This window comes from Mesorhizobium sp. WSM4884 (assembly GCF_029625675.1).
In the GTDB taxonomy this organism is placed as follows: Bacteria; Pseudomonadota; Alphaproteobacteria; order Rhizobiales; family Rhizobiaceae; genus Mesorhizobium.
The window spans coordinates 24,845-49,891 of the sequence record NZ_JARTVO010000014.1; the positions used below are offsets into that span (position 1 = coordinate 24,845).

A 25,047-nucleotide genomic window follows, 5' to 3' on the forward strand; every position below is an offset into this window, starting at 1 on the left:
GTGGGAGTCGCGTCGATCCTAGCAACTCCCCTCGGATGGCGAAAGCAGGGCGGCGGAACACGCTTCCGCCGCCGCGTTCACAGACCCGTGAACCAAAAGCAATTCCCGGAAAAGTGTGAAGCGGTTTTCCGGTCAGGAATTGCGTCAAAACAAGAAGATAGATCTGTACGTCGTTCCCGTGAAACGACGAACCGATCTGGAGCGCTCAATTGGCGGCAAAGCAGTAGAACAGGCCGTCGCCGCCGGTGCCTTTCAGCGCCTCCTGGCTGCAGCCGCCGCGCGAGGCATGCGAGGAATTCCACGACTTCGCCGCCGCAGAATCGTCGAGGCCGGTGCGGTCATGATGACCCATCATGGCAACCCCCTCCGCGCCGCTCATCGTCCAGTCGCCGCAGGTCTGGTCGGCTATCTTCGTGCCGTCGGGCTTGGAGCCGGCCAGCATGTCGTGCCGGTTGGGCTTGTCGCCGCGGCCGTTGACCACTTCGCCTTTCTCGTCGAGCGCCGTCTGCTTGGTGATGCCGTTGGCGTCGCTGTGCAGCGAGGCAACGTCGTCGGCGATCTTCTCGCCCTTTGCGTTGAACCAGGGACCCTTGCCGATGCGGTCGCGCGCATCCTCGGCGCTGGAGGATAGATAGGCGTGCCAGGTCTTGCCGGTGACGCCGGCCGCTTCCGCCAGCGAGGCGCAATGCGCGTCGGCACCCTTCAAGCCGCCGAGATCGGCGCCTTTGCCGGAGCCGACACTGGTGACGAAGAAGCTCATCCTGGCGTCTTGCGACAGCGCCGAACTTGCAGTGGCGGCAAGTCCCGCGGCAGTGACGGTGGCGGCAACGAGAAGAAGTCTGCGCATATCGGTCCTCCGGTTTCGAATGTTCCACATTCGAGGAACGTTGCCGGAGGCTTGTTTAATCCGTCTCGAGGCGGGTTTATTCCGGCTGCCGGTAGGCGACGAACCGATTGCGCCTGGCCTGGAAGATCAGCCCGGTTTCCTTCAGCGTAGGGCTTGCCAGCGGCACGATGCGCTTGGCGATCTCGGAAGGATGCGGCAGCGTCTCGGGATCTTCACCGGGCATGGCCTGCGCGCGCATCGCCGTGCGGGTGGCGCCCGGATCGGCAGCATTGATACGGAGCGGCAGACTTTCGGTCTCATGCGCCCAGGAGCGCATCATCGTCTCGACCGCGGCCTTTGAAGCCGCGTAGGGGGCCCAGAAGGCGCGCGCCGAATGGGCGGAGGAGGCGGACATGATGATGGCACGGCCGGCGTCGGAAAGCCTGAGCAGCGGGTCGACCGAACGGATCAGGCGCCAGGTCGCGGTGACGTTGATGGTCATCACCTTCTCGAAGGTCTTTGCCTCGACATGGCCGATCGGCGAGATCACGCCGAGGATGGCAGCGTTGGCCACCAAAATGTCGAGCTTGCCCCAGCGCTCATGGATCGCGCCGCCCAGCCGGTCGATGCCGGACATGTCGGTAAGGTCGAGCGGCACCAGCGTCGCCTGTCCGCCGCCATCGGCCTTGATCGCATCGTCGAGCTCTTCCAGGCCGCCCACGGTGCGGGCAACCGCGATCACATGCGCGCCGGCGGCTGCCAGTTCCCTGGCAATGAAATAGCCGATGCCGCGCGAGGCGCCAGTGACGACCGCCACGCGGCCGGAAAGGTCGAGGGAAGTCAACGGGCAACTCCGAAGATTGGCAGTTCATGTCCGCCGTGCTGCGAGATCCCGCTCGTCAGCTTGGGCGATTGGCGAAAGCCGCGATGAGAGCGCAATCTCCGCCCTTGCGGGGGAGATGCCCGGCAGGGCAGAGGGGGGTGTGAAGGATCGCCAACCTCTGAATTGGTCCATTCGGCGTGTGCAAGAATTACCTGCAGGTCGGCGGGACAGTACCCCCCTCTGTCCTGCCGGACATCTCCCCCGCAAGGGGGGAGATCGGATGTTGCGCCGGCTTCGCCAATCGCCAGCGGTGCAAAGCTGGGCCATGCGCGACCCGCAAATCGCGGCGGTTTTTGCGAACCTTCGAGAATCACAGTTTCGACAAAGCCCTACGACCCGCCGCTCGCCAGCAGCGACAGCGTGCGCACATTGTCGTGGCCTTCGAAGTCGAGCAGGCGGGTCGGATATTGGCCGGTGAAGCAGGCGTCGCAGAATTGCGGCTGGTCGCTGTCGCGGCGCGCTTCGCCGACGGCGCGGTAGAGTCCGTCGATCGAGAGGAACCCAAGCGAATCGACGCGGATGAACTCCGCCATCTCCTCGACCGACATGCGCGATGCGAGCAACTTCGACTTCTCCGGCGTGTCGACGCCATAGAAGCAGGAAGCGCTGGTCGGCGGCGAGGCGATGCGCATATGCACTTCCCTGGCGCCGGCGTCGCGCACCATCTGCACGATCTTCTGGCTGGTGGTGCCGCGCACGATGGAATCGTCGACCAGCACCACGCGCTTGCCCTCGATCATGCGGCGGTTGGCGTTGTGCTTGAGCTTGACGCCCATATGGCGAATGGAATCGACCGGCTGGATGAAGGTGCGGCCGACATAGTGGTTGCGGATGATGCCGAGCTCGAAGGGAATACCCGCGGCCTGGCTGAAGCCGATCGCGGCCGGCGTGCCGGAATCCGGCACCGGAACGACGATGTCGGCCTCGACCGGGCTTTCCTGCGCGAGTTCCGCGCCGATGCGCTTGCGCACCTCGTAGACGTTGCGGCCTTCGACGGTGGAATCCGGCCTCGCGAAGTAGACATATTCGAAGATGCAGAAGCGGGTCTTCTGCGGCTCGAACGGGAACAGGCTCTCGATGCCCTTGGAGGTGACGACCACCATTTCGCCGGGCTTGATGTCGCGCACGAAGCGGGCGCCGATGATGTCGAGCGCGCAGGTCTCGGATGCGAGGATCCAGGCGCCGTCGAGGTCGCCGAGCACCAGCGGCCGGATGCCCAGCGGGTCGCGGCAGCCGATCATCTTCTTGGCCGTCATCGCCACCAGCGAGAAGGCGCCCTCGACCTGGCGCACCGCATCGATGAAGCGCGAATTCAAATCGCGCTCCTTGCTGGTCGCGACCAGGTGCAAAAGCGTTTCAGTGTCGGAGGTCGAGGAGAAGATCGAGCCCTGCTTTTGCAGCGCGCGCTGCACGGTCAGCGCATTGGTGAGGTTGCCGTTATGGGCAACGGCAAGGCCGCCTTCGGCGAGTTCGGCGAAGAAGGGCTGGATGTTGCGTATACCGGCGCCGCCGGTGGTGGCGTAGCGCGTGTGGCCGATGGCGCGGTTGCCCTGCAGGCTGTCGATGACGCGCTGCTTGGTGAAGGTGTCGCCGATCAGGCCGACATGGCGCTCGACGTGGAACTGGGTGCCGTCATAGGAGACGATGCCGGCCGCTTCCTGGCCGCGATGCTGCAGGGCATGGAGCCCGAGTGTGACGATGGCCGCGGCATCCTGCCGGCCGAAAATACCGAACACGCCGCACTCGTCGTGGAAATGATCGTCGGCCTCGGCGGAAAGGACTTTGCCTGCATCTGCCGTTGAGTCTGCCATTGGGGGCTCAAGCTCCGCTAAAACCGCCATATAAGGCGATCGCCCGTCGAACGCAACGCACGCGATGCCGCATTCATAAAATGCCTCGGGCCAGCGCTGGCCCGAATTTCAGTTTGCCGGCGCCGGAGCGGGAGCCGGGGCAGGCGCTGGAGCCGGCTCGTTGTCGGCCGGCGCCTCGCCTTCGCTGTCGTCGGGTACCGGCGCGTTGTCGTCGCCGGTGGCCGGCGGCTCGGCCGCGGGCTGGTCGTTCGTCGCAGGCGCGCCGGCCTGCGGCGTGCCTTTGTGCGTATATTTGTTGACGAGCTCCTCGGTGTTCTCGGGCAGCACGCTTTCGAGCTTGGCGCCGATCGTCTCGAGCAGCGGCCGCGACTTGGCGTTGGCGACCCAGGCGGGCGCCTTGGCGCCGGCCAGCCAGTTGAAGAACAAAAGCGCCACCGCGACGACCAGGATGCCGCGCGCGGCGCCGTAGAGGAAGCCGAGCGTGCGGTCGAGCGCGCCGATGCGCGAATCGATGATCCAGTCGGCGATCTTCATCGTGATCACCGAAACGACGATCAGCGCGATGACGAAGACGATGCCGGCGGATGCGGCCATCGCAATCTTGTCGTTGTCGACATAGGGCTGAACGTAGGGTAGGACCGGCTTGTAGAAGAAGAAGGCCGCCGCCGCCGCCGCTGCCCAGGACACCACCGACAGCACTTCGCGGGAAAAGCCGCGCACCATGGCAAGCATTGCCGAGACCAGGGTGAAGCCGACGAGAATTCCGTCAAGCAGCGTAATCGGCATGTCTTTCGCCCCACATCATGAGCCGCATCACTCCCCTTCGTCGGCGCGGCTGCGTCGTGAGCCGGCTATGCGCGCCACGAGGTCGGAAAGCTCGGTGGGCTGGAAAGCGCCGGCCCCGATTCCCCCGGCAAGTTCCTCGCTGCCGAGAGGCAGCACCGCGCTTCCGAAACCCAGCTTTTCGGCCTCTTTAAGGCGCTGCTGCGCATGCGCAACCGGCCTTACCGCGCCCGACAGGCTGATTTCGCCGAAATAGACGCAATCGGCGGGAAGGGCAAGACCGGTGAGCGAGGAAACAAGTGCTGCGGCGACCGCGAGATCGGCCGCCGGCTCCGAGATGCGATAGCCGCCGGCGACGTTGAGATAGACATCATGCTGGCCGAAACGGACGCCGCAATGCGCTTCCAGCACCGCCAGCACCATCGAGAGCCGCGCGCCGTCCCAGCCGACCACGGCGCGGCGCGGCGTGCCGAGTGAGGAGGGCGCCACCAGCGCCTGGATCTCGACCAGCACGGGCCGCGTGCCCTCCATTCCCGCGAAAACCGCCGCGCCCGGGGATTTCGCGTGACGCTCGCCGAGGAACAGCTCGGATGGATTGGAGACTTCGCGCAGGCCCTTGTCCGACATCTCGAAGACGCCGATCTCGTCGGTCGGCCCGAAGCGGTTCTTCACCGTGCGCAGGATGCGGAAGTGGTGATTGCCTTCGCCCTCGAAATAGAGCACACCGTCGACCATGTGCTCGACGACGCGAGGGCCGGCGATCTGGCCTTCCTTGGTGACATGGCCGACGAGCACGATCGCGGCCCCCGTGGATTTCGCATAGCGGATCATGGCTTGAGCGGCCGCCCGCACCTGGGTGACGGTGCCCGGGGCCGAATCGGCAAGGTCTGTCCACAGCGTCTGGATGGAATCGAGGATGACGAGGTCCGGCCGCTTGCCGTCCGCGATCGTTGCCAGGATGTCCTCGACATTGGTCTCGGCGGCGAGCTCGACCGGCGTCGAGGCGACGCCGAGGCGCTGGGCTCTCAGCCTGATCTGCGCGACCGCTTCCTCGCCAGAGACATAGACGATGCGGTGGCCTTTCGAGGCGAGCGCTGCGGCCGCTTGCGTCAGCAGCGTCGACTTGCCGATGCCGGGGTCGCCGCCGACCAGAAGCGCCGAGCCGCGCACGAAGCCGCCGCCGGTGGCGCGGTCGAGCTCGCCGATGCCGGAAACGATGCGCGGCGCGTCCTCGATGTCGCCGGCCAGGCTGGTGAGCACCACGGCGCGGCCCTTGCGGGCATTGCGCGTGTTCGCAGGTCCCGAGCCGATGCCGCCGGCCGTGCCTTCCTCGACCAGCGTGTTCCACTCGCCGCAGGCATCGCATTTGCCCGCCCAGCGCTGATGCACGGACCCGCAATTCTGGCAGATGAACTGGACGCGGGGTTTGGCCACGCTGTTACCTTCCCGCCAGTTGGCGAGCGCCGCGATCCTTCGCGCCCCCCTCTGTCCTGCCGGACATCTCCCCCACAAGGGGGGAGATCGGATTGCGCGACGGCTTTCGCCAATTTTCAGCGCTGCAGAAAAGAATGCCGGCGCGAGCGAGAGCCAATCTCCCCCCAAGTGGGGGAGATGTCCGGCAGGACAGAGGGGGGCGCCGTAGAGCGCGATCATCCGCCATTTGCGGTGCGGTCACGAACACGCCTACTCGAACCTTTCCGGCAGATGATGCTCTTCCGCCAGATCGGAGAAGCGCGTGAACTCGCCGTGGAAGGCGAGGCTGACCGAGCCGGTCGGTCCGTGGCGCTGCTTGGCCACGATGACCTCGGCCTTGCCGCGCGCCTCGTTCATCTCGTTTTCCCACTTGATGTATTCGTCGGTGCCGAGCTTCGGCTCGCGGTTCTTTAGGTAGTATTCCTCGCGATAGACGAACAGCACCACGTCGGCGTCCTGCTCGATCGAGCCCGATTCGCGCAGATCCGAGAGCTGCGGCCGCTTGTCGTCGCGGCTTTCGACCTGGCGCGACAGCTGCGACAGCGCGATGATCGGCACGCCGAGCTCCTTGGCCAAAGCCTTCAAGCCCGTGGTGATCTCGGTGATTTCCTGCACGCGGTTCTGCGAGGCGCGGGCGCTCGAGCCCTGCATCAGCTGGATATAGTCGATGACGATGAGGTCGAGGCCGCGTTGGCGCTTCAGCCGGCGCGCGCGCGCGGAGAGCTGCGCGATAGAGATGCCGCCGGTCTGGTCGATGAACAGCGGGATCTTCTGCATCGTCTGCGAGCAGGCGACCAGCTTCTCGAAGTCCATCTCGGTGATCTCGCCGCGGCGGATCTTCGATGACGAGATTTCGGTCTGCTCGGAGATGATGCGGGTGGCGAGCTGTTCCGACGACATTTCAAGCGAGAAGAAGCCGACCACGCCGCCGTTGGCGGCCTTGAACGAGCCGTCGGCCTGCTGCGCCGGTTGATAAGCCTCGGCGATGTTGAAGGCGATGTTGGTGGCCAAGGAGGTCTTGCCCATGCCCGGGCGTCCGGCAAGCACGATCAGGTCGGAAGGCTGCAGGCCGCCCATGCGGCGGTCGAGGTCGCGCAGGCCCGTGGCGATGCCCGACAAGTGGCCGTCGCGCATATAGGCGGCGTTGGCCATGTCGACGGCGGTCTTGACGGCATCGTTGAAGCTTTCGAAGCCGCCGTCGTAGCGGCCGGTCTCTGCCAGCTCGAACAGGCGCCGCTCGGCGTCCTCGATCTGGTCGGAGGGCGACATGTCGACCGGCGCGTCATAGGCGATGTTGACCATGTCCTCGCCGACGGTGATCAGCGCGCGGCGCGTGGCGAGGTCATAGATGGCGCGGCCGTAATCGGTGGCGTTGACGACGGTGACCGCCTCGACGGCCAGCCGCACGACATATTGCGCCACCGTCATGTCGCCGACCTTCTCTTCCGCCGGCAGGAAGGTCTTCAGCGTGATCGGCGTCGCGATCTTGCCCATACGGATGAGCTCGGCCGCGACCTCGAAGATGCGGCGGTGCAGCGGCTCGTAGAAATGCGCCGGCTTGAGGAAATCCGAAACCCGGTAAAAAGCGTCGTTGTTGACGAGGATGGCGCCGAGCAGCGCCTGCTCGGCCTCGATGTTGTTCGGTGCCTCGCGATAGAGCGGTTGCTCCGCGACGCCTATCTTGGGCGCTGCTTCTGCCATGATGTCCCCGATTCCGATCCCGCTTCCTCGATATCAGAACTGGACAAGCCGGTGCTGACTTATATGCAACACTGGGTTTCGAACCGGCCTTGATGCTCGCGATTCACAGCCAAAATTTTTTCGTGGAAAGAACGGGATTGACTCGAATCGAAGACAACAAGGCTAGCTGTTTTCGACCGTGAACAAAACAAGAAAATGCATCGCTCGTTCCGCGCTGGGTTAGGTCAGCGTGTCGCCCCAGTCCGCCCGCCGCGCCGCCTTGAACACATCGCCGTCGCGTTTGCTGAACAACTGCTCGCCGGCGCTGCCGTCGGCCTGGCAGAGTTTGAGCACGACCTTGCCGGACCCGATCTTCGGCGGCGCGATCACCCGCGCCGCGCGCGTCGGCGCCGGCTGTCGCGAGGCGGCGAGATAGATGAATTTCTCGTCCTCCCACGGCACGTCTGCCTCCTTGGTCAGCCGATGCAAGCGCGAGCGGGCGACGCGGCGCGCAAAATGGCACCAGTCGGGCGGTGCGAGCGGGCAGGGCGCCTCGTGCGGGCAGGGCGCCGAGACATGCGCGCCGGCTTCGATGAGCCGTGTCCGCACGGCGAGGATGCGCTGCCAGCCGGCCGGCGTGCCTGGCTCGACGATCATCAGCGTGTCGGAGGTCAACCGCCAGAGCCGGTCGACGAGCTTCGGCAGCGAGGCCGGCGCGATCTCGTCCAGCACATAGGCCGCGCTGACCAGGTCGGCGGGCTCGAAACCTTCGAGATCGATGGTGGCGTCGCCAGCGACCCAGCTCGCGCGAACAGCGACCGTGCCGGCCGCCAGCGACTGCCCGATCTTGCGCACCGCAGCGCTCGCCTCGACCAGAACCGCCCGTTCGAGCTCAGGCCAGGCGTCAGCCGTGGCCCAAAGCATCGTGCCAGGCCCGGCGCCGACATCGAGCAGGCTTTTCGGCTGGAAATCCGGGCGGGCATCTGTCAACGCGTCGAGGCTGGCGCGGACGGCGGCGTAGGTGGCGGGCAGCCTGGTCGCCAGATAGGCCCTCACCGCCATGTCTTCGCCCATGTGCAGGCGGCCGTCGCGCAGCTCGGCGCGATAGCGTTCCGAAAGCGTGCGCGCCGCCTGTTTCAGCGCCGGCAGCGGCACCTTCTCGAGCAGGCTGTCGACGCCTTGCCGGAGTGGAGCGGGCAGTTCCATCTCAGGCTCCCTTAGAATCAAAGAGATAGAGCATGATGTCGTCCGAAAGCCGCTTCACACTTTTCGGCATCATGCTCTGGGCGCGAGCAGGATAACCGAGGCGCCGACGACGCAGAGTGCTGCCCCGCCAAGGTCCCAGCGGTCGGGCCGCACGCCTTCGGCCAGCCAGAGCCAGGCAAGCGAGGCGGCGATGTAGATGCCGCCATAGGCTGCATAGGCGCGCCCGGCGGCGTTCGTGTCGACCAGCGCCAAAAGGAAGCCGAACAGCGCCAGCGACAGCAGACCCGGCGCCAGCCAGAGCGGCGATTTTTCCAGCCGCCACCAGGCCCAGAACGAAAAGCAGCCGCCGATCTCGGCAAGCGCCGCTGCGATGTAGATCAGGTAGGTCATGAAAAGGCCTCGCGAACGAGACCTTTTTCGTGGCGTCAGGTCGCGATGGCAAGCGGCAATGCGCAGCTACTCGACCTTCTTGCGGCGGGTCGGCTTCCTGGCGGCGGCAGGCGCCGGCTCCTGGTGGCCCATGTCGCGCAGCTCCAGCGCCTTCTCGCATTTGGCCATGTAGTCGCGCGTCATCGGCAGCGTGTCGTTCTTCTTGGCGAGTTGGATCTGGAAGATGACCAGATCCTGCCATCGGAAGGCGGCTTCCGAGGCGGCGAGGTAGAACTCCCACATGCGGCAGAAGCGCTCGTCGTAGATCGCCTTGGCCTTGTCGCGGTTGGCGGCAAAGCGCATGCCCCAGTGCTTCAGCGTCTCGGCATAGTGCAGCCTGAGCATCTCGATGTCGGTGACAACCAGACCCGACTTCTCGACTGCCGGCATCACTTCGGAAAGCGCCGGGATGTAGCCGCCCGGGAAGATGTATTTGCGGATGAAGGCGCTAGTCGCCCACGGCACGCCGGACCGGCCGATGGTGTGGAGCAGCATCACGCCGTCTGGCTTCAAGAGCGTCGCCGACTTGTCGAAGAAGGTGCGGTAATGGTTGACGCCGACATGTTCGAACATGCCGACCGAGACGATGCGGTCGAAACGTTCGTTGAGCGCGCGATAGTCCTTGATGTCGAAATGCACCCGGTCCTGCAGGCCCATCGCATGCGCGCGGTCGGTGGCGACGCCATGCTGCTCGGTGGACAGCGTCACACCCTGCACGTCGACGTCGAAGGTCTTGGCGAGATAAAGGCCGAGACCGCCCCAGCCCGAGCCGATGTCGAGCACCGTCTGGCCGGGCTTAAGCCTCAGCTTGGCGGCGATGTGGCGCTTCTTGGCGAGCTGCGCTTCGTCCAGCGTCATGTCGGGCTGTTCGAAATAGGCGCAGGAATACTGCATGTCCTCGTCGAGGAAGAGCTTGTAAAGCTCGCCGGAAAGGTCGTAGTGGCGCTGCACGTTGCGGCGCGAGCGCGAGGCAGTGTTGATCTGCTGCAGGCGACGGAACGCGTGGCGCAGACCCTCGATCGCCTTCGACCACGTGGCGTCGATGCCGCCGCTGCCCATGTTCTGGAAAGCGATGCGCATCATGCCCAGCACCCCACCCTCGAGGATGTCGAGTTCGCCGTCCATATAGGCCTCGGGTACGGCCAGCATCGGATCGAAGCTGATGGCGCGCTCGGCATGCGTGGTCTTGATGTGCATGTGCACGGGTTCGCCGCTGCCATCGCCGAAAGTGACTGTCGAGCCCTTCGGCCCGGTGACCTTGAGATTGCCCGTGCGCACCAGGCGGTCGAGAATGCGCTTCAGAAGAATATTCATGACCAAATGTCCCTCAAGGTCAGGCCGACTTCCGCGCGTGGCCCCAAAACGGCGTCGGTTTCGGGAAGGGCCTGCGCGAAAGTCACAGGCACTACGTCGTCATTGCTGCGTCCAAAGGACGCGCGACGCTGTAGTCTGCCTCAAGATATGGGGGTTCGAAAAGTTCCATTTGGCATAAAAATGCCCGGGTCGCATGCCCGGGCATTAGTCCAGAATTCTGGAGGGCCTGCGAGCCGGAGCGACGCTCCGGCTCTGTCGATCGGCCCGTAGGTTGGGTCTTGTCGATCAGGCGTTGTCTTCGCCGCCTTCGAACTCGGCGTTCGGGTCGAAGAAGTTCTCCGGCCGGGCGTTGTCGTTGATGTCCTCGCCATAGATGGCTTCGGCCGTCGTCAGCGTCTCGCCCTTGGCCTGGCGCTCCGCCTCTTCTGCCGAGCGGGCGACGTTGAGCGTCACGGTGACCTCGACTTCCGGGTGCAGCGCGATCGCCACGTTGGAGAGGCCGATGGTCTTGATCGGCTGGTTGAGCTCGATCTGGTTGCGGCTGACGGAGAAGCCCTCGGCGGTCAACAGTTCGGCGATGTCGCGGGTCGACACCGAGCCGTAGAGCTGGCCGGTCTCGCCGGCCGAGCGGACGACGATGAAGCTCTTGCCGTCGAGCTTCTCGGCGACCTGGCTGGCCTCCGACTTGCGCTCGAGGTTGCGAGCTTCGAGCTGGGCGCGCTGGCCCTCGAACTTCTTCTTGTTGGCTTCGTTGGCGCGCAGCGCCTTGCCCTGCGGCAGCAGGAAGTTGCGGGCGAATCCGTCCCTGACCTTGACGGTGTCGCCCATCTGGCCGAGGCGGGAAATGCGCTCGAGGAGAATGACTTCCATGGTTTCGTTCCTTCGGTTTGGCGTCATCCGGGATGACGTCGGATTCTTGTGGAACAGGTCAGGAAGCAAAGGGCGTCGTCGCCGGTGTCGCTGTCCTGCCTGTCAGGCAGTTAGAGGTTTATGGCCTCAACTCGGGATTTGAACCTATCCTCCGCGGCGCCCGTCGCCGTGGGGTCGACGCGGGCGGCAAGCCGCCCGCATCAATACGTCCAGCTTAGCGAACCACGTAGGGCAGCAGGCCGAGGAAGCGGGCGCGCTTGATCGCCTTGGCGAGCTCGCGCTGCTTCTTCTGGCTGACGGCGGTGATGCGCGACGGCACGATCTTGCCGCGCTCGGAAATGTAGCGCTGCAGGAGACGCACGTCCTTGTAGTCGATCTTCGGGGCGTTGGCGCCGGAGAACGGGCAGGTCTTGCGGCGGCGATGGAACGGGCGCCGGGTCGGGATCTGGTTGATGTCGACCATTATTCTGCACCCCCTTCAACGTTTTCTCGCGGACGGCGCGGACCGCGGTCGCCGCCGTCACGGTCGCCGAACGAACGCGGGCCACGGTCAGCGCGGTCGCCGAACGAACGCGGGCCGCGGTCACCACGGTCGCGGTCGCCGAAGCCGCCGCGCTCGGAGCGCTCTTCGCGCTTCTGCATCATCGCCGAGGGACCTTCCTCATGCGCCTCGACCTTGATGGTGAGGAAGCGCAGCACGTCTTCCGACAGGCCCATCTGGCGCTCCATTTCGTTGAGCGCGGCCGGCGGGCAGGTGATGTCCATCAGCGTGTAGTAAGCCTTCCGGTTCTTCTTGACCCGGTAGGTGAGGGACTTCAGTCCCCAGTTCTCGATCCGGCCGACCGATCCGCCGTTGGCGGTGATGACGCCCTTGTACTGTTCGACAAGCGCATCAACCTGCTGCTGCGACAGGTCCTGCCGGGCAAGAAACACATGTTCGTAAAGAGCCATTATGTTTTACTGCCTTTCTTCGTTTCTCTCACCGGCCCTCGCGGCTAAGCCTCTGCAACTTGTCTGACCCGTCTTCGGAGAGCGGGGAAGAAAGGAGCATCGCGAGACGGTCGAGAGCGGAGACACGGGAGGCCAAAAGCGCTTACGGCTTCATGACGCGGTCTTTCAGACCACGGCCCTCCGTTCAGCCCCCAGCAAGGACCGGCAGATTGCCGGCGTCTATACAGCAATTCGCAAGGAAGGCAAGCGCGGCAGACAGGATCGGCGATTCCACGATGCTGCAGGGTCGGAAATCTCCGGCGTTCGCGGATTGGTCACCGGCTCAGCTCATATGCGCGACCAGCGGGACCACGGTCTCCGGGAAGAAGTCGGGCGCGGTATGGCGCTTGCCGAACATCATGTCGTATTGGATCAGCCTGAAATCGTTGATCGCCGGATCGATCTTCTTCTGCCTCGCCCAGTCGGGCGTCGCTTCGCCGGAGGGCGACAGCAGAAGGTTGCGGTCGACGACCCGGTAGCGCTCGCGCAACGCGCCGAGGAAGCCGGTGTAATAGGGATGGGTGATCCCGGCCGTGGTGAGGATATGGTAAGGCAGGAAGGCCGGGCTCACCGCGCCCAGGTTTTCGACCGGACCGGAGTGGTTCGACCAAATGATCAGCGGCGTGTCGTGATGGTCGAGCGCGGCCTCGGGCGTCGGCTCCTTGCGTGGCGCGACATTGTCCTTGAGAAAGCCTGTCTCGACATAGACCGGGCCGAGCGGCGGCAGATGGTCGCCGAAGAAGGCGATGATGGTCGGCCGCTCGCGCTTCTTCGCCCAGTCGATCAGGCGCTGCAGGCCGCGATCGGCATCGGCCGAGCCCTCGGCATAGGAAAGCAGCGATTCCCGTGCCCAGGTGCTGATCGGCGCGTCGACCGCATGGGTCGGATTGTAGTAGCGGTACGGCTCATAAGGCCCGTGGTTCTGCAGGCTGACCGCGAACAGGAACACCGGGTCCTCGCTGGTGTCGGCTTCGCGGATGATCTCGTCGGTCATTGCTGCGTCGGAAGCCAACGGTCCGCGCTTTTCCATCGGCGGCAGCGTTTCCTCCGAGCGGAAGTCGCTGAAACCGAAATCGGCATAGACGGCGCCCCGGTTCCAGAACCAGTTGGTGCCTGGATGGATGGCACGCGCCCGGTAGCCCTCGCTTCGCAGGAAGGTCGCCAGTGACGGCGTCGGCGTGCGCACATATTGCTGGTAGGGGATCGAGCCCGCCGGCAGGAAGGCGTTGGAGAAGCCGGTCAACGCCTCGAATTCGATATTGGCGGTCATGCCGCCGAATTCCGGCGAGAACATCGAGCCGGAGCGCAGCGCGCGCACCGTCGGGATCGGATCGGGCTTGATGCGGACACCGGGAAGCTCGGTCGGATCCCAGAAGGATTCGCTCATCACCACGATGATGTCGGGCTTCTCGTCCGGCACCGTGGCGGCGACTTCGGGGCGCACGATCGCGTCCATCGTCTTCTCGGAATAGCCGGGCGGCGCCGAGACATGCGCCATCGGAACGTTCATCGCGAAGGCGAGCGCAAAACCGTTCGAGGCATAATTCTCCTTCTGGTCCCACATGATCGGGATGATCTGCAGCCTGTCGCGCGTCCACGAGAAGGTGGCGTAATCCATGATCGAGACGAAGAAGGCGAGCAGCGGCACGGCCAGCGTCAGCCGCGCCAACCGTCCCTTCCGGCTGAGGATCGGCACGCGCCGGCGCCAGTGCCGCCAACCATAGACGAGCAGCGCCAGGCTGCCGATGATCGCCACGCCGAGCAGCGCGGCCGTCCAGGGGCGCTCGCGCACCAGGAGCGGCATCAGCGCCATGATCTGGCGGGCGTAGAGGAAATCGGTCGGATAGAGCGGGTCGCCGAGATAATGCGATTTCTGATGGCCGACGAAGGCCAGCGCCAGCGTCAGCGGCGCGACGATCATCAGGCTCTGATGGCTGCGGCCGAGTACGGCATCGAGCCCTACCAGCACCAGCGCGAAGACGACGATGGTGGTCCATCCCGGCTTGAAGGGCTGCAGGAAGAAGTCTACCGTGCCGAAGAAGTCGCCGCGCACGATCCATTCAATGGCGAACACCAAGAGCGCGGAGGCAAGCAGCGTCGCGAGACCGTAGCGGACGATCGGCCATCTCCGCCCCGGCAGATAACCGGTGGACGGATCGTCTTCCAAGAATTGCGGCACGCGCTGGGCCGTGCCTTTCCTGATTCTTGCCACGTCGCTTCCCCCGGCCCTTGCCGCGCTTCTTGCGTTCGCGCTTCGCGTCTTCCACACGCGTCACGCTTCTGTCATCGAAATGTCACGCAAAGCTAGCGCCTGTGGCGGAAATAAGAAGAGCCAGCAAACGATTCGTGAGCGGTTTTCATCAGGTGTGATCACCAAAAAGCCTTACGGAACAGGGACTCGGGCCGGATTTTCGGGCTGAACTGGGCTCTGGGCGGGCAGCCTCGGACTTGACTTGGCCGTCCGCCTCGCGTCAGAGGCAGGGAAAAACCAGTCGCTGGAGACTTGAAAATGGCCGTCGCATTCACCTTTCCGGGACAGGGCAGCCAAGCCGTCGGCATGGGCAGGGACCTCGCCGATGCCTACCCCGAGGCGCGCCGGGTGTTCGAGGAGGTCGACGAGGCGCTTGGCGAAAACCTGTCGAAGCTGATCTGGGAAGGGCCTGAAGAGACGCTGACGCTGACGGCCAACGCCCAGCCGGCGCTGATGGCGGTGTCACTTGCGGCGCTGAGGGCGCTGGAGTCGCGCGGCTTTTCGCTGAAGGACAAGGTGGCCTACGTCGCCGGCCATTCGCTCGGCGAATATTCCGCACTTGCCGCGGCAGGTTTCGTCTCGGTCGCCGATGCCGCGCGGCTGCTGCGCATCCGCGGCAACGCCATGCAGGCGGCGGTGCCGGCTGGCGAAGGCGCCATGGCCGCCATCATCGGGCTGGAGCAGGCCGATGTCGAAGCCGCCTGCGCCGAAGCGGCACAAGGCTCCGCCAAAGGGGCGGTTTGCCAGGTCGCCAACGACAATGGAGGCGGCCAGCTGGTGATTTCCGGCGCCAAGGCGGCCGTCGAGCTGGCGGCGAAGCTCTGCACTGAGAAAGGCGCCAAGCGGGCGCTGATGCTGCAGGTCTCCGCTCCCTTCCATTCGGCGCTGATGACGCCGGCCGCGGATATCATGCGCGAGGCGCTCGCCGGCGTGGCGAAGAGCGCGCCCGTGGTTCCGATCGTCTCCAACGTCACCGTCACGGCCACCAACGACCCGGACGAGATCGCCCGCCGCCTGGTCGAGCAGGTGGTCGCTCGCGTGCGCTGGCGCGAGACGGTGGAATGGTTCGGCCAGAACGGTATTGCGACGCTCTACGAAGTCGGCGCCGGCAAGGTGCTGTCGGGCCTGGCGCGCCGCATCAACCGCGACATCGTCACCGGCGCCATCGGCACGGCGGCGGAGGTCGAGACGGCGCTGGCGGCGTTGGGATGAGCCCCTGCTTTCGTCATTCTAGGGCGGAGCAAGGAGCGAAGCGACGCAGCGCAGACCCTAGAATCCATGCCGTGACTTGGAAGTGCCGCTGCGGTGCAGAATTCTGCTCCGTTGCATCCTTCGGCCAATGTTACGGCATGGATCCTCGGGTCTACGCGTCCGCTTCGCTACCGCTCCGCCCGTGGATGACGACGGGAAGGAAGCCTTCGCTAATGTCCACGCTTGTCTAGCGTGACTTGGACGATATGACGTATACGGAACGCGACTGCTTGCAGCCGTCTGGAAAATGAGGTTGGAAAAATGTTCGAACTGACCGGCCGCAAGGCGCTCGTCACGGGCGCATCGGGAGGCATCGGCGAGGCGATTGCCAGGGTGCTGCACAGCCAGGGCGCCGTCGTCGGCCTGCACGGCACCCGTGTGGAGAAGCTGGAAGCCTTGGCGAGCGACCTCGGGGAGCGCGTAAAACTCTTTCCGGCCGACCTGACGAACCGCGACGCGGTCAAGGCGCTCGGACAGAAGGCGGAGGCCGACCTCGAAGGCGTCGACATTCTGGTCAACAATGCAGGCATCACCAAGGACGGCCTGTTCGTGCGCATGTCGGACGCCGATTGGGATTCCGTGATCGAGGTGAACCTCACCGCCGTGTTCCGGCTCACCCGCGAGCTCACCCATCCGATGATGCGCCGCCGCCATGGCCGCATCGTCAACATCACCTCCGTGGTCGGCGTCACCGGCAACCCGGGCCAGACCAATTACTGTGCCTCCAAGGCCGGTATGATCGGCTTTTCCAAGTCGCTGGCGCAGGAGATCGCCACCCGCAACATCACCGTCAACTGCGTCGCCCCGGGCTTCATCGAATCGGCCATGACCGGCAAGCTCAACGACAAGCAGAAAGAGACCATCATGGCGGCGATTCCGATAAGGCGCATGGGCACCAGCGCCGAGGTCGCCTCGGCCGTCGCCTACCTCGCTTCCAATGAGGCGGCTTACGTTACGGGCCAGACCATCCATGTGAATGGCGGCATGGCGATGATCTGAGGACGGTCAGCGACATTCGCCAGGCAAACTGATCTCTCGTCCCGGACCTCAGTACGTGACGGTGACGACGACCGTGTCGGTATAGACGCCGGCCGACGGCGTTGCCTGTGGCGGCACGCGGCCATAGACGGTCAAGTTCTGCGCCACACCGCTTCCGGTTCCAGGCACCGTGCTGCCGGGCGTCGACGAGTCGCCCCATGGCAGTGTCCGGCCGGCATCCCTGTAGAGGCCGTAGGTTACCGTTTCCGCACCCTTCGACATTTTGCGCGCCGTCGGAGGCGAGCTGGTCGTGCCGCCGTTAAGAGATACGCTATAGGCCGCCGCCGGCGTGCAGGTGACCGAAATCTGGCCGGTCGCGTCGACATTGGCGTCGAGAACCCCCGTCGATCCGAAATCGATGTTCTGGGTCGACACGAGGCAATTGGGGGCGACCGTGGCACTCACCGTGAAGGATGGGCTTGGGGCCAGGATACCGAAACCCGAATCGCAATTGTTGCCGATGCTGTAGCGATAGCGAAATTCGGTATATGCGCCGGAAAAGGCCGAGAGATAGCTTCCGGGCGGCGTCGTTCCCTGACCGCCGAATACCGTGCCGTAGATGGTCGCCGTGCCGGACGCCGCGCCCAATATGTTCGGCGTCAATGCCAACGCCGGTGCGCGGGAAGCATATGCCCAAGTGTAAGTGCCCCAAACCACGCTGCGCGCCGAATCCGAATAGAGCTGATAGTTCAGACTGTTGGCTCCGTTCAGCATCTGACGGGCATTGGCCGACGATGCGCCTCCCGTGCCGGCCCCGAGATTGGGGCAAATCAGGATTCGCTGTCCCACCAAACCAAGGCAATCCATGCTGATCGTGGCGGTCGAGTTGGTCTGGCTGCCCGACAGCGTGTCCACCGAACTGAAGCTCATGTTGGAAACGCTGAAGCTGCAACTTTGCGCCCGGGCAAGCGAAGGAATTAGGGCAATGGCCAAGAGGATGATGGTGCGAAGCATTTTTCCGTTTTCAGCGACAGGCTACGTCCTTGATCGCCACTTGCTGGCCAGGCTCGGGCTTATAGGGGAAGTTGGCCCGGCATGAGGTGCCGTCCAGGAGGTCGATCACAACGGCGTTCTGGGCACTGAGGCCGCGGATGTAGGCCTGACCATCGTAGCCAATAACGAATTCTTCCGAGCTACCTTCGACACGACCCTTCAGACCGGCCTCCAGCGGCACGCCGCTGCTGCCGACCAGGGTGATCAGCGCCGCTGAAGGAACTTGCGCCACGCCGAACTTCACGACCACGCCGCTGCGATCGGCGGGCATCACGACTTCCTTGGTGGCCGGAACGTCCGCGTCGGCTGGCAGGTTCTTGGGATCGATCGAGACTGTGTTCGGCTCATAGGACTTGAGGCCGGGGACCAGAATACGCCCTTGTCGATCGGTCTTTCCAACCGGCCTGTTCTGGAATTGGACGTCGACATCCGGGGCGCCGACCTCGACGACGGCGAAAGCGTCGTCGATGCGGTTCGTTGCGAACACCCCACCACCTGCCATGGCAATCGCGCCGTCCATTTGCGCGGTCGCCCTGACATCCTTGCCGTATTGTTGAACGCCAGCCTCGAAGCGGGCGAAGGGCGAGCGGAAGCTCGCCGCGGCCGAACGGTTAGGCGTGTCGCCTTCCGAGGTTCGTACCCGCCAGCCAATGCTGCCGTCTTCCAGCCGCTCGGACTTGGCGATGTCGGCTACCACATTCAGGCTGTCGGGTCCTTGCTCGACCCCGGTGGACGCCGTGATATCGTCGCCGAACGGAACGGATACTCCTGCGAAGACACCGAAACTGCTGCGATCCTCGAGGTCGGTAAAGGCCGTGGCATAGAGGCTGCTTCGTTTGAATATCTGCTGGCTGTAGGAAAGGCCGACGATCTGGCTCTTTTGACCTTCGGCGCTTTCGAGGTGAGTATAGGAGAAGTTGAGGCTGGAGAAGTCGACTGGTGTCGGAATGCTCAGGGTCATTTGGTCGATCGCCCGTGGCACGCCGGCGCTGAAGATCGGAATGTCGCCTGCATTGGAAAAAGAGGGCTCGGCTGTCACCGAGGCGATGTCCTCATAGTCGCCGAATGCCCGTTGGATTTGGCCGTGGATCGACCAGCCGTCGTAGCCCATCTCCAGCGATGCGTTCACAAGCGAGCCCGTGCGCCCGTCATGATGGCTGCCCGCAACCGCAATAGAGGCCGCGCCGTAAGGGCCGAGGGGGAAGGCGGCACCAGCTCCTGCATTGATCAGATCCTTGCCACCCTCGGCATGACCTTCGAGGGTCAGCCAATTCGTGAGACCGTAGCGCGCGGTGGCAACACCAAACGCCTGGCCGTCATAATCGTCGGATTCGATGCCGAAATTGCGCCGAGGAAATCCAATCTCCGCCGAGAAATCGAGCAAGCCCTGACCCAGCATGTCGCTGGACGTATAGAAGGGGAGCCTGGTCGTCGTCTCGCGACCGAGACTGTCCCTCAACACGACCTGCGCTTCGCCGGCACCTGCAAACACCGGCAGGTTGGTGACCTGGTAAGGGCCGGCCGGGATGTTGCCGGTGTAGGTGCGGACGTTCTGGGTATAGACTTCGAGCGTCGAGGGTACGGCCGCGGTCCCTCCAAAGGAGGGCAGCGGCAACGTGACCAGATCGGGTCTCAAGGCGAAGTTGCGCTCAGCCTGGATGCCGCCAAGGTGGACGGGTCGCGTCCAGGAAAGCCCACCGGAAATGAAGTCGCCCGCCCGATAGGTTATCAGCCGTTCCGGATCGGAATAACTCCATGTCGTGTTGAGCCGTGTAACGCCGCCGAATTCACCATCCGAGTAGCCGGCAATGAAATTTTGGCTGAGCGTGCCGAACGGGCCGAACAGCCGCGCGTCGAAGCCGCCGGAAACGCCCTGGAACAAGTCGACATCTCGCTGGAACAATTTGTTGGAGCTCGCAAACAGCGAATAATTGAGCACTGCGCCATAGCCCGACTGCGGTTGAACCTGGTCTCCCTTCTTGTCAGCGCCGATGTCGACGATGCGTGCGGCACGCCCCTCGTTCGTGGTTGTGACGTAGAGGCGCTGGGTGGCTTCATCGATGCGAAAAGACACGCCGGGAAGCCGATCGAGTCTGATCAGGCCGTCGGCGCCCGCAGCGCTCTCCACCGGCTTCAGACCGACCTGTGTCAGCTCGTCCGGGGTTGCCGCCAGGCCATCGTCCGGGAACTGTGTGAAGGTGCCGATCAGTTCCGTCGAGACATCGTTGATGAACACCTCGAGATAAAGGTTGCGGCGTTCCGTTTGGACGGGAGCGGGATCGGCAATTTGCGGCTGCGAATCCTGCGCGTTCGCCGGCAGGATAGGAACAAAAATACCTGCAACGACTGCCGCGATCCTACTGCCCTTTGATTGCAACTTGGGCATTGAATGGTCCAAAGTCGCTCTGCGCCTTCAGTGTGACAGAGCTCCCGGACAGCGATCTGCTGCTGCCGATCGGCCATTGCATGGTGGCGCCACCCAAAACGTAGCCGACCAAACCGCTGCGACTGCCGAGCTTCTTGCCGCCCTGCATCAGATTGAGATTGGAAAGTCTGAGGCGGCTTTCACCATTGTTGCGCGCCGTCAGCACGAGGCTGCGGCCCGCCCGCGATAGGCTGAACGACATCTCAGGGGACTTTGCGCCCGGGTTGCGAAAGAAAACTGGCACGGAATAGCGAAGCACGAGAGTGACCGTGCCAGCCTTTCTGCGGGACGGATCGGGCAATTCGTCCACCAGCACCCGGTAACTCTCCTCGGAGCGTACGGGGACTTTGCCCGGGCGCACAACACGAACCACATAGTCGGCATTTGGCCCGAGTTGCGTCGATGGCGGGCTGGCGACCACATCCGAAGTTGGCTCCAGCCGTTCTACACCGCGCACCTGGCTCCATTTGAAAACGCGAAGCTGCACGTTGATCGGCTGCTTGGCGTCATTATGCAAATTGAGCACGGCGGCGCTGTCGGGGGCGATCAGCTCCAGACTGGTCGGGGCTACTCTAAGAGAGGCCGCTTGTGAAACGCTCGCACACAGCAAGAAGAATGCGGCGGCGCCGATGCGTGACACGGATCGCATGTCGTCCCTCCGTCGGAATGGTCAGTAGGTTACTGTGATCGCAACCGTGTCCGTATAGACGCCTGCGGCTGGTGTCGCCTGCGGCGGCACCCGCCCATAGACGGTCAGGTTCTGGACGTTGCCGTTACCTGTCCCGGCCAACGTGTCCGTACCGATCGTCACGCCCCAGGGCTGTGTGCGACCAGTGTCACGGTAAAGCGTGTAGTTGACCGTCGCGGCACCCGGCCCGGTCATTTTGCGAACCGCAACGGTCGCGCCGGCGCCGGCTCCGGCGCTCAGGCCGACATTGTATGTCTGACCGGAGGTGCATTGCACGCCGATGGTGCTGGTTTGATCCACGTTGGCGTCGATGACCCCTTTCGAACCGAAATCCAAGTCGTTAGCGGTCTGGACCTTGCATTCGGCAGTGATGGTAATGCGGACCGTCAGGTTGCCTGTTGCAACCGCCGCGACGGCCGGGCCAGTGAACATTGACTGGGCTAGGATAGTGGCCGAAGCAGCCAGGGATAGGATGCGCATCCGGTACTCCCGTCGTGGGGCTTCCTCTTTGTGAGAAAGCCTGACAGCCAGTACCCGCCCTGTGTGTTTCCCTATGCCACAATAGATCCAGCGATTCAATCAAGCCGTGTGACGACTGATGCTTCCGGGATTGATTTGTCGTCTGTTCGTTATTTGTTCGCCGTGACATAAGTATATATAACATAAGTATATTAGGAGGTATTCATTCGACGCCGGCTAGCTCCAAAAGCTTGCCGGGCTTCATCGAATCGGAAATGACCGGCAAGCTCAACGGCAAGCAGAAAGAGACGATCATGGCGGCGATTCCGGCGAGGCGCATGGGCACCAGCGCCGCATCGGCCGTCGCCTACCTCGCTTCCAATGCGGCGGCTTACGTTACCGGCCAGACCATCCATGTGAATGGCGGCATGGCGATGCTCTAGGGTGTGTTGGGATTCAGGTCAGGCCGAGCTGAGTCTCGATACACCCCGACCGATCAAGGTCCGGCGGGCTGTGAAAACAGCCATTTCGGCTTGGACGCCCGCCTTTTTTCGTGTAATGCGGCCGGCAACCCGGCGGTTCGGGCAAAAACCGGTCCTGCGGCTTGCGTTTCCCGCAGGACCATCTTTCAGCTTGATTAGCGGCATTCCGCCCGCTAACGAAGACAAGACAACATAAGACGAGGCCCCAAATGAGTGACACCGCAGAGCGCGTCAAGAAGATCGTCATCGAGCATCTCGGCGTCGATGCCGACAAAGTGACGGAGCAGGCGAGCTTCATCGACGACCTGGGCGCGGACAGCCTCGACACGGTCGAACTCGTCATGGCGTTCGAAGAAGAGTTCGGCGTCGAGATTCCGGACGACGCGGCCGAGACCATCCTCACCGTCGGCGACGCCGTGAAGTATATCGACAAGGCCTCGGCCTGAGGCTTTCCGCGGGAATTACCGGGGAGGACCTGCGATGAGGCGAGTCGTCGTCACGGGCCTTGGCCTGCTTTCACCGTTCGGCATGGGCTTCGAGCATAGCTGGAAGGAATTGCTTTCCGGCCGCAGCGCCGCCCGCCGTGTCACCGAATTCGAAGTGGACGATCTTGCCTGCAAGATCGCCCACATCGTTCCGCGCGGTGACGGCTCCAACGGCACCTTCAATCCCGAGGCCGTGCTCGAGCCGAAGGAGCTGCGCAAGATCGGCGACTTCATCCTCTATGGCATCGCTGCCGCCGACGAGGCGCTGGCCGATTCAGGCTGGAAGCCCGAGACGCATGAGGATCAGTGCGCCACCGGCGTGCTGATTGGTTCTGGCATCGGCGGCATCGACGGCATCGCCGAGAACGCGATGATCCTGAAGGAGCGTGGCCCGCGCCGCATCAGCCCCTTCTTCATTCCTGGACAGATCATCAATCTGGTCTCCGGCCAGGTTTCCATCCGGCACGGGCTGAAAGGCCCGAACCACGCGGTCGTCACCGCCTGCTCGACCGGCGCGCACGCCATCGGCGATGCCGCCCGGCTGATCATTTGGGGCGATGCCGACGTCATGGTGGCCGGTGGCGCCGAGGCGCCGGTTACGAGGCTTTCCATGGCGGGCTTCGCCGCGTGCCGCGCGCTCTCCACCGAGCGCAACGACACGCCTGAGACCGCGTCGCGTCCCTATGACCGCGACCGCGACGGCTTTGTCATGGGTGAGGGCGCCGGCGTCGTCGTCCTGGAAGAGCTGGAGCACGCCAAGGCGCGCGGCGCCAGGATCTATGCCGAGGTCACCGGCTACGGACTGACCGGCGACGCCTATCACATCACCGCTCCGGCCGAGGACGGCGACGGCGCGTTCCGCTGCATGACGGCGGCGCTGAACCGGGCGAAGCTCTCGGCCGCCGACGTCGACTACATCAACGCGCACGGCACCTCGACCATGGCCGACACGATCGAGCTTGGCGCCGTCGAGCGGCTGGTCGGCAATGCGGCTTCCAAGATTTCGATGTCGTCGACCAAGTCGTCGATCGGCCATCTTTTGGGCGCCGCGGGCGCCGCGGAAGCGATCTTCTCGATCCTCGCCATCCGCGACAACATTGCCCCCGCCACCATCAATCTCGACAATCCGGAACGCGAGACGGCGATCGATCTCGTGCCGAACAAGCCGCGCCAGCGCCAGATCGATGTGGCGTTGTCGAACTCCTTCGGCTTCGGCGGCACCAACGCCTCGCTCGTCTTCCAACGCTACAATGGCTGAGCATTCAGCCCGGGCGATTCCAGGAACGGTGCGAAGCGGTTATCCGTCCTGGAATGCTCAGAAGCGAGATAGCCGGCAGGTCCGCCACCTGCCGTCATTTTTGCCAAATTTGTCCCTACGCTTCGGCTAGGGGATTCGTTGCAAGATCAGACGGTAGGGCGCCATGAATACAAATCCGGGCGGCGGCGCAGAATTCGGACAGCGTCAGACGCGAGGCCCGATCGTGCCCAAGACAGCCGCCGAGGCGCTGCGCCCCGAGGCCGGCACGCCGCCGCCGTCGAAACGCTCGCGCGCGTCGCGCAGCCAGGTCGTCGTGTTCCTGAATTTCTTCCTCTCGGTGGTCATCCTGGTCGTTCTCGCCGCCGGCGCGGCGCTCTATTTCGGCATGCAGGCTTTCGTCGAGCCAGGTCCGTCGGCCAATGGCGATACCTTCATGGTCAAGCCGAACACCGGCGTGCAGGAGATCGCCGACCAGCTGGAGCGTCGCGGCCTGGTCACCGATGCGCGCATCTTCAGGCTGGGCGTGCGCGCCACCGGCAATGATGCCGCGCTGAAGGCCGGCGAATACGCCATCAAGCCGCGCGCCTCGATGCGCGAGATCATGGAGCTGTTCAAGAGCGGCAAGTCGGTGATGTATTCACTGACCATTCCCGAGGGGCTGACGGTCGAGCAGGCGCTGCAGCGCGTGGCCGACCAGGAGGCGCTGACCGGCGACATGCCGACGACCCTGCCGCCAGAGGGCAGCATCGCCACCGACACGCTGCGTTTCACCCGCGGCGCCACCCGGCAGCAGATGATCGACAAACTGGTCGCCGATCAGAAGAAGTTGGTCGAGGACGTCTGGGAGCACCGCGCGCCCGACCTGCCGATCGCCGACATGGGAGACTTTGTCATCCTGGCCTCGATCGTCGAGAAGGAGACGGGCAGGAGCGACGAGCGCTCGCGCATTGCCGCCGTCTTCCTCAACCGACTGGCCAAGGGCATGCGGCTGCAGTCCGACCCGACCATCATCTATGGGCTGTTCGGCGGCAAGGGCAAACCGGCCGACCGGCCGATCTACCAGTCCGACATCGACAAGCAGACACCCTACAACACCTATCTGATCAAGGGCCTGCCGCCGACGCCGATCGCCAATCCGGGCCGCGCGGCGCTCGAGGCGGTGGCCAATCCGTCGAAGACGGACGACCTCTATTTCGTCGCCGACGGCAATGGCGGCCATGTCTTTGCCGCGACGCTGGAAGAGCACAACCAGAACGTCGCCCGCTATCGGGCGCTGCAGAAGAAGCAGGAGGACGCCGCCGCCAAGGCCTCCGGCCAGACGACGGCGCCGGCCGCTCCCGACGACAATGCCGACGGCGGCAATGCCGGCACCGATTCCGGCGAGAATGGCGACGCCGCCCAGTAGGCTGCCTGCCGCGCATCCGTCTCGTCTCCTTTGACGCCGGGCCGTAT

Annotated in this window: 22 protein-coding genes and 1 pseudogene; 6 read left to right on the plus strand and 17 right to left on the minus strand. The window is 64.2% G+C overall.

Translation table 11 applies throughout. From position 1 onward, the window contains the following. Positions 1 to 205: 205 nt before the first annotated feature. The 13 genes from P9236_RS20950 to P9236_RS21010 all read right to left on the minus strand — a co-directional run bounded on the left by P9236_RS20950 (position 206) and on the right by P9236_RS21010 (position 14,477). Positions 206 to 847 carry a hypothetical protein gene (locus P9236_RS20950; protein ID WP_278076428.1) on the minus strand — a complete coding sequence of 214 codons (642 nt, stop codon included), beginning with the start codon at positions 845 to 847 and terminating at the stop codon, positions 206 to 208. A gap of 76 nt (positions 848 to 923) precedes the next feature. Next, positions 924 to 1,670, minus strand: a complete 747-nt coding sequence (locus P9236_RS20955; protein ID WP_278076429.1) for an SDR family NAD(P)-dependent oxidoreductase — start codon at positions 1,668 to 1,670, stop codon at positions 924 to 926. 368 nt (positions 1,671 to 2,038) lie between these two features. Beyond that, positions 2,039 to 3,520 carry an amidophosphoribosyltransferase gene (gene purF, locus P9236_RS20960; protein ID WP_278076430.1) on the minus strand — a complete coding sequence of 494 codons (1,482 nt, stop codon included), beginning with the start codon at positions 3,518 to 3,520 and terminating at the stop codon, positions 2,039 to 2,041. Positions 3,521 to 3,628: 108 nt separating this feature from the next. Next, a complete protein-coding gene (locus tag P9236_RS20965) occupies positions 3,629 to 4,306 on the minus strand; it encodes a CvpA family protein (RefSeq protein WP_278076431.1) in 678 nt (225 codons plus the stop codon). Positions 4,307 to 4,333: 27 nt separating this feature from the next. Beyond that, entirely contained in the window at positions 4,334 to 5,737 is a 1,404-nt protein-coding gene (gene radA / locus P9236_RS20970; RefSeq protein WP_278076432.1) for a DNA repair protein RadA, read from the minus strand. Between the two features lie 249 nt (positions 5,738 to 5,986). After that, the gene (locus tag P9236_RS20975) at positions 5,987 to 7,477 is read right to left on the minus strand and encodes a replicative DNA helicase (protein ID WP_278076434.1); all 1,491 of its coding nucleotides are present in this window, start codon (positions 7,475 to 7,477) and stop codon (positions 5,987 to 5,989) included. 219 nt (positions 7,478 to 7,696) lie between these two features. Further along, positions 7,697 to 8,662, minus strand: coding sequence for a small ribosomal subunit Rsm22 family protein (locus P9236_RS20980; RefSeq protein ID WP_278076435.1), 966 nt, complete (start codon positions 8,660 to 8,662; stop codon positions 7,697 to 7,699). Positions 8,663 to 8,731: 69 nt separating this feature from the next. Beyond that, entirely contained in the window at positions 8,732 to 9,052 is a 321-nt protein-coding gene (locus P9236_RS20985) for a YnfA family protein (protein ID WP_278076436.1), read from the minus strand. A gap of 66 nt (positions 9,053 to 9,118) precedes the next feature. Then, positions 9,119 to 10,405, minus strand: coding sequence for a cyclopropane-fatty-acyl-phospholipid synthase family protein (locus P9236_RS20990; RefSeq protein ID WP_278076437.1), 1,287 nt, complete (start codon positions 10,403 to 10,405; stop codon positions 9,119 to 9,121). 285 nt (positions 10,406 to 10,690) lie between these two features. Then, positions 10,691 to 11,275 (minus strand): 50S ribosomal protein L9, encoded by a 585-nt coding sequence (rplI, locus tag P9236_RS20995; RefSeq protein WP_278076438.1) that lies wholly within the window; start codon positions 11,273 to 11,275, stop codon positions 10,691 to 10,693. Positions 11,276 to 11,489: 214 nt separating this feature from the next. After that, positions 11,490 to 11,738: a 30S ribosomal protein S18 gene (gene rpsR / locus P9236_RS21000; protein ID WP_006203718.1), complete on the minus strand. Its 249-nt coding sequence runs from the start codon at positions 11,736 to 11,738 to the stop codon at positions 11,490 to 11,492. Further along, complete coding sequence (rpsF, locus tag P9236_RS21005; RefSeq protein ID WP_278076439.1) at positions 11,738 to 12,226, minus strand: 30S ribosomal protein S6; 489 nt, start codon at positions 12,224 to 12,226, stop codon at positions 11,738 to 11,740. Before rpsF ends, rpsR begins: the two co-directional genes overlap by 1 nt. Positions 12,227 to 12,548: 322 nt before the next feature. Further along, entirely contained in the window at positions 12,549 to 14,477 is a 1,929-nt protein-coding gene (locus P9236_RS21010) for an LTA synthase family protein (protein WP_278076440.1), read from the minus strand. Between the two features lie 297 nt (positions 14,478 to 14,774). On the opposite strand from P9236_RS21010, the gene fabD reads away from it, so the two are divergent. After that, positions 14,775 to 15,728 carry an ACP S-malonyltransferase gene (gene fabD, locus P9236_RS21015; protein ID WP_278076441.1) on the plus strand — a complete coding sequence of 318 codons (954 nt, stop codon included), beginning with the start codon at positions 14,775 to 14,777 and terminating at the stop codon, positions 15,726 to 15,728. A 300-nt stretch (positions 15,729 to 16,028) separates the two neighbouring features. After that, complete coding sequence (fabG, locus tag P9236_RS21020) at positions 16,029 to 16,766, plus strand: 3-oxoacyl-[acyl-carrier-protein] reductase (RefSeq protein ID WP_278076442.1); 738 nt, start codon at positions 16,029 to 16,031, stop codon at positions 16,764 to 16,766. 48 nt (positions 16,767 to 16,814) lie between these two features. On the opposite strand, the gene P9236_RS21025 is transcribed toward fabG, so the two are convergent. The 4 genes from P9236_RS21025 to P9236_RS21040 are packed head-to-tail and all read right to left on the minus strand — an operon-like array spanning position 16,815 to position 21,391. After that, the gene (locus P9236_RS21025; protein ID WP_278076443.1) at positions 16,815 to 17,759 is read right to left on the minus strand and encodes a spore coat protein U domain-containing protein; all 945 of its coding nucleotides are present in this window, start codon (positions 17,757 to 17,759) and stop codon (positions 16,815 to 16,817) included. A 10-nt stretch (positions 17,760 to 17,769) separates the two neighbouring features. Further along, positions 17,770 to 20,184, minus strand: a complete 2,415-nt coding sequence (locus P9236_RS21030; RefSeq protein ID WP_278076444.1) for a fimbria/pilus outer membrane usher protein — start codon at positions 20,182 to 20,184, stop codon at positions 17,770 to 17,772. Continuing rightward, complete coding sequence (locus tag P9236_RS21035) at positions 20,156 to 20,872, minus strand: molecular chaperone (RefSeq protein WP_278076445.1); 717 nt, start codon at positions 20,870 to 20,872, stop codon at positions 20,156 to 20,158. The genes P9236_RS21030 and P9236_RS21035 overlap by 29 nt, the downstream gene beginning before the upstream one ends. Positions 20,873 to 20,893: 21 nt before the next feature. Further along, positions 20,894 to 21,391 carry a spore coat U domain-containing protein gene (locus P9236_RS21040; RefSeq protein ID WP_278076446.1) on the minus strand — a complete coding sequence of 166 codons (498 nt, stop codon included), beginning with the start codon at positions 21,389 to 21,391 and terminating at the stop codon, positions 20,894 to 20,896. Positions 21,392 to 21,624: 233 nt separating this feature from the next. Between P9236_RS21040 and P9236_RS21045 the strand changes: the two are divergent. From P9236_RS21045 to mltG, 4 genes and pseudogenes are all read left to right on the plus strand, one after another. Further along, positions 21,625 to 21,813 (plus strand): annotated as a pseudogene (locus P9236_RS21045) (SDR family oxidoreductase); the annotation flags it as partial. A 248-nt stretch (positions 21,814 to 22,061) separates the two neighbouring features. After that, complete coding sequence (locus P9236_RS21050; protein ID WP_006203723.1) at positions 22,062 to 22,298, plus strand: acyl carrier protein; 237 nt, start codon at positions 22,062 to 22,064, stop codon at positions 22,296 to 22,298. A 34-nt stretch (positions 22,299 to 22,332) separates the two neighbouring features. Further along, the gene (fabF, locus tag P9236_RS21055; protein ID WP_278076447.1) at positions 22,333 to 23,595 is read left to right on the plus strand and encodes a beta-ketoacyl-ACP synthase II; all 1,263 of its coding nucleotides are present in this window, start codon (positions 22,333 to 22,335) and stop codon (positions 23,593 to 23,595) included. A 163-nt stretch (positions 23,596 to 23,758) separates the two neighbouring features. Further along, positions 23,759 to 25,000 (plus strand): endolytic transglycosylase MltG, encoded by a 1,242-nt coding sequence (gene mltG / locus P9236_RS21060; RefSeq protein ID WP_278076448.1) that lies wholly within the window; start codon positions 23,759 to 23,761, stop codon positions 24,998 to 25,000. Positions 25,001 to 25,047 lie beyond the last annotated feature (47 nt).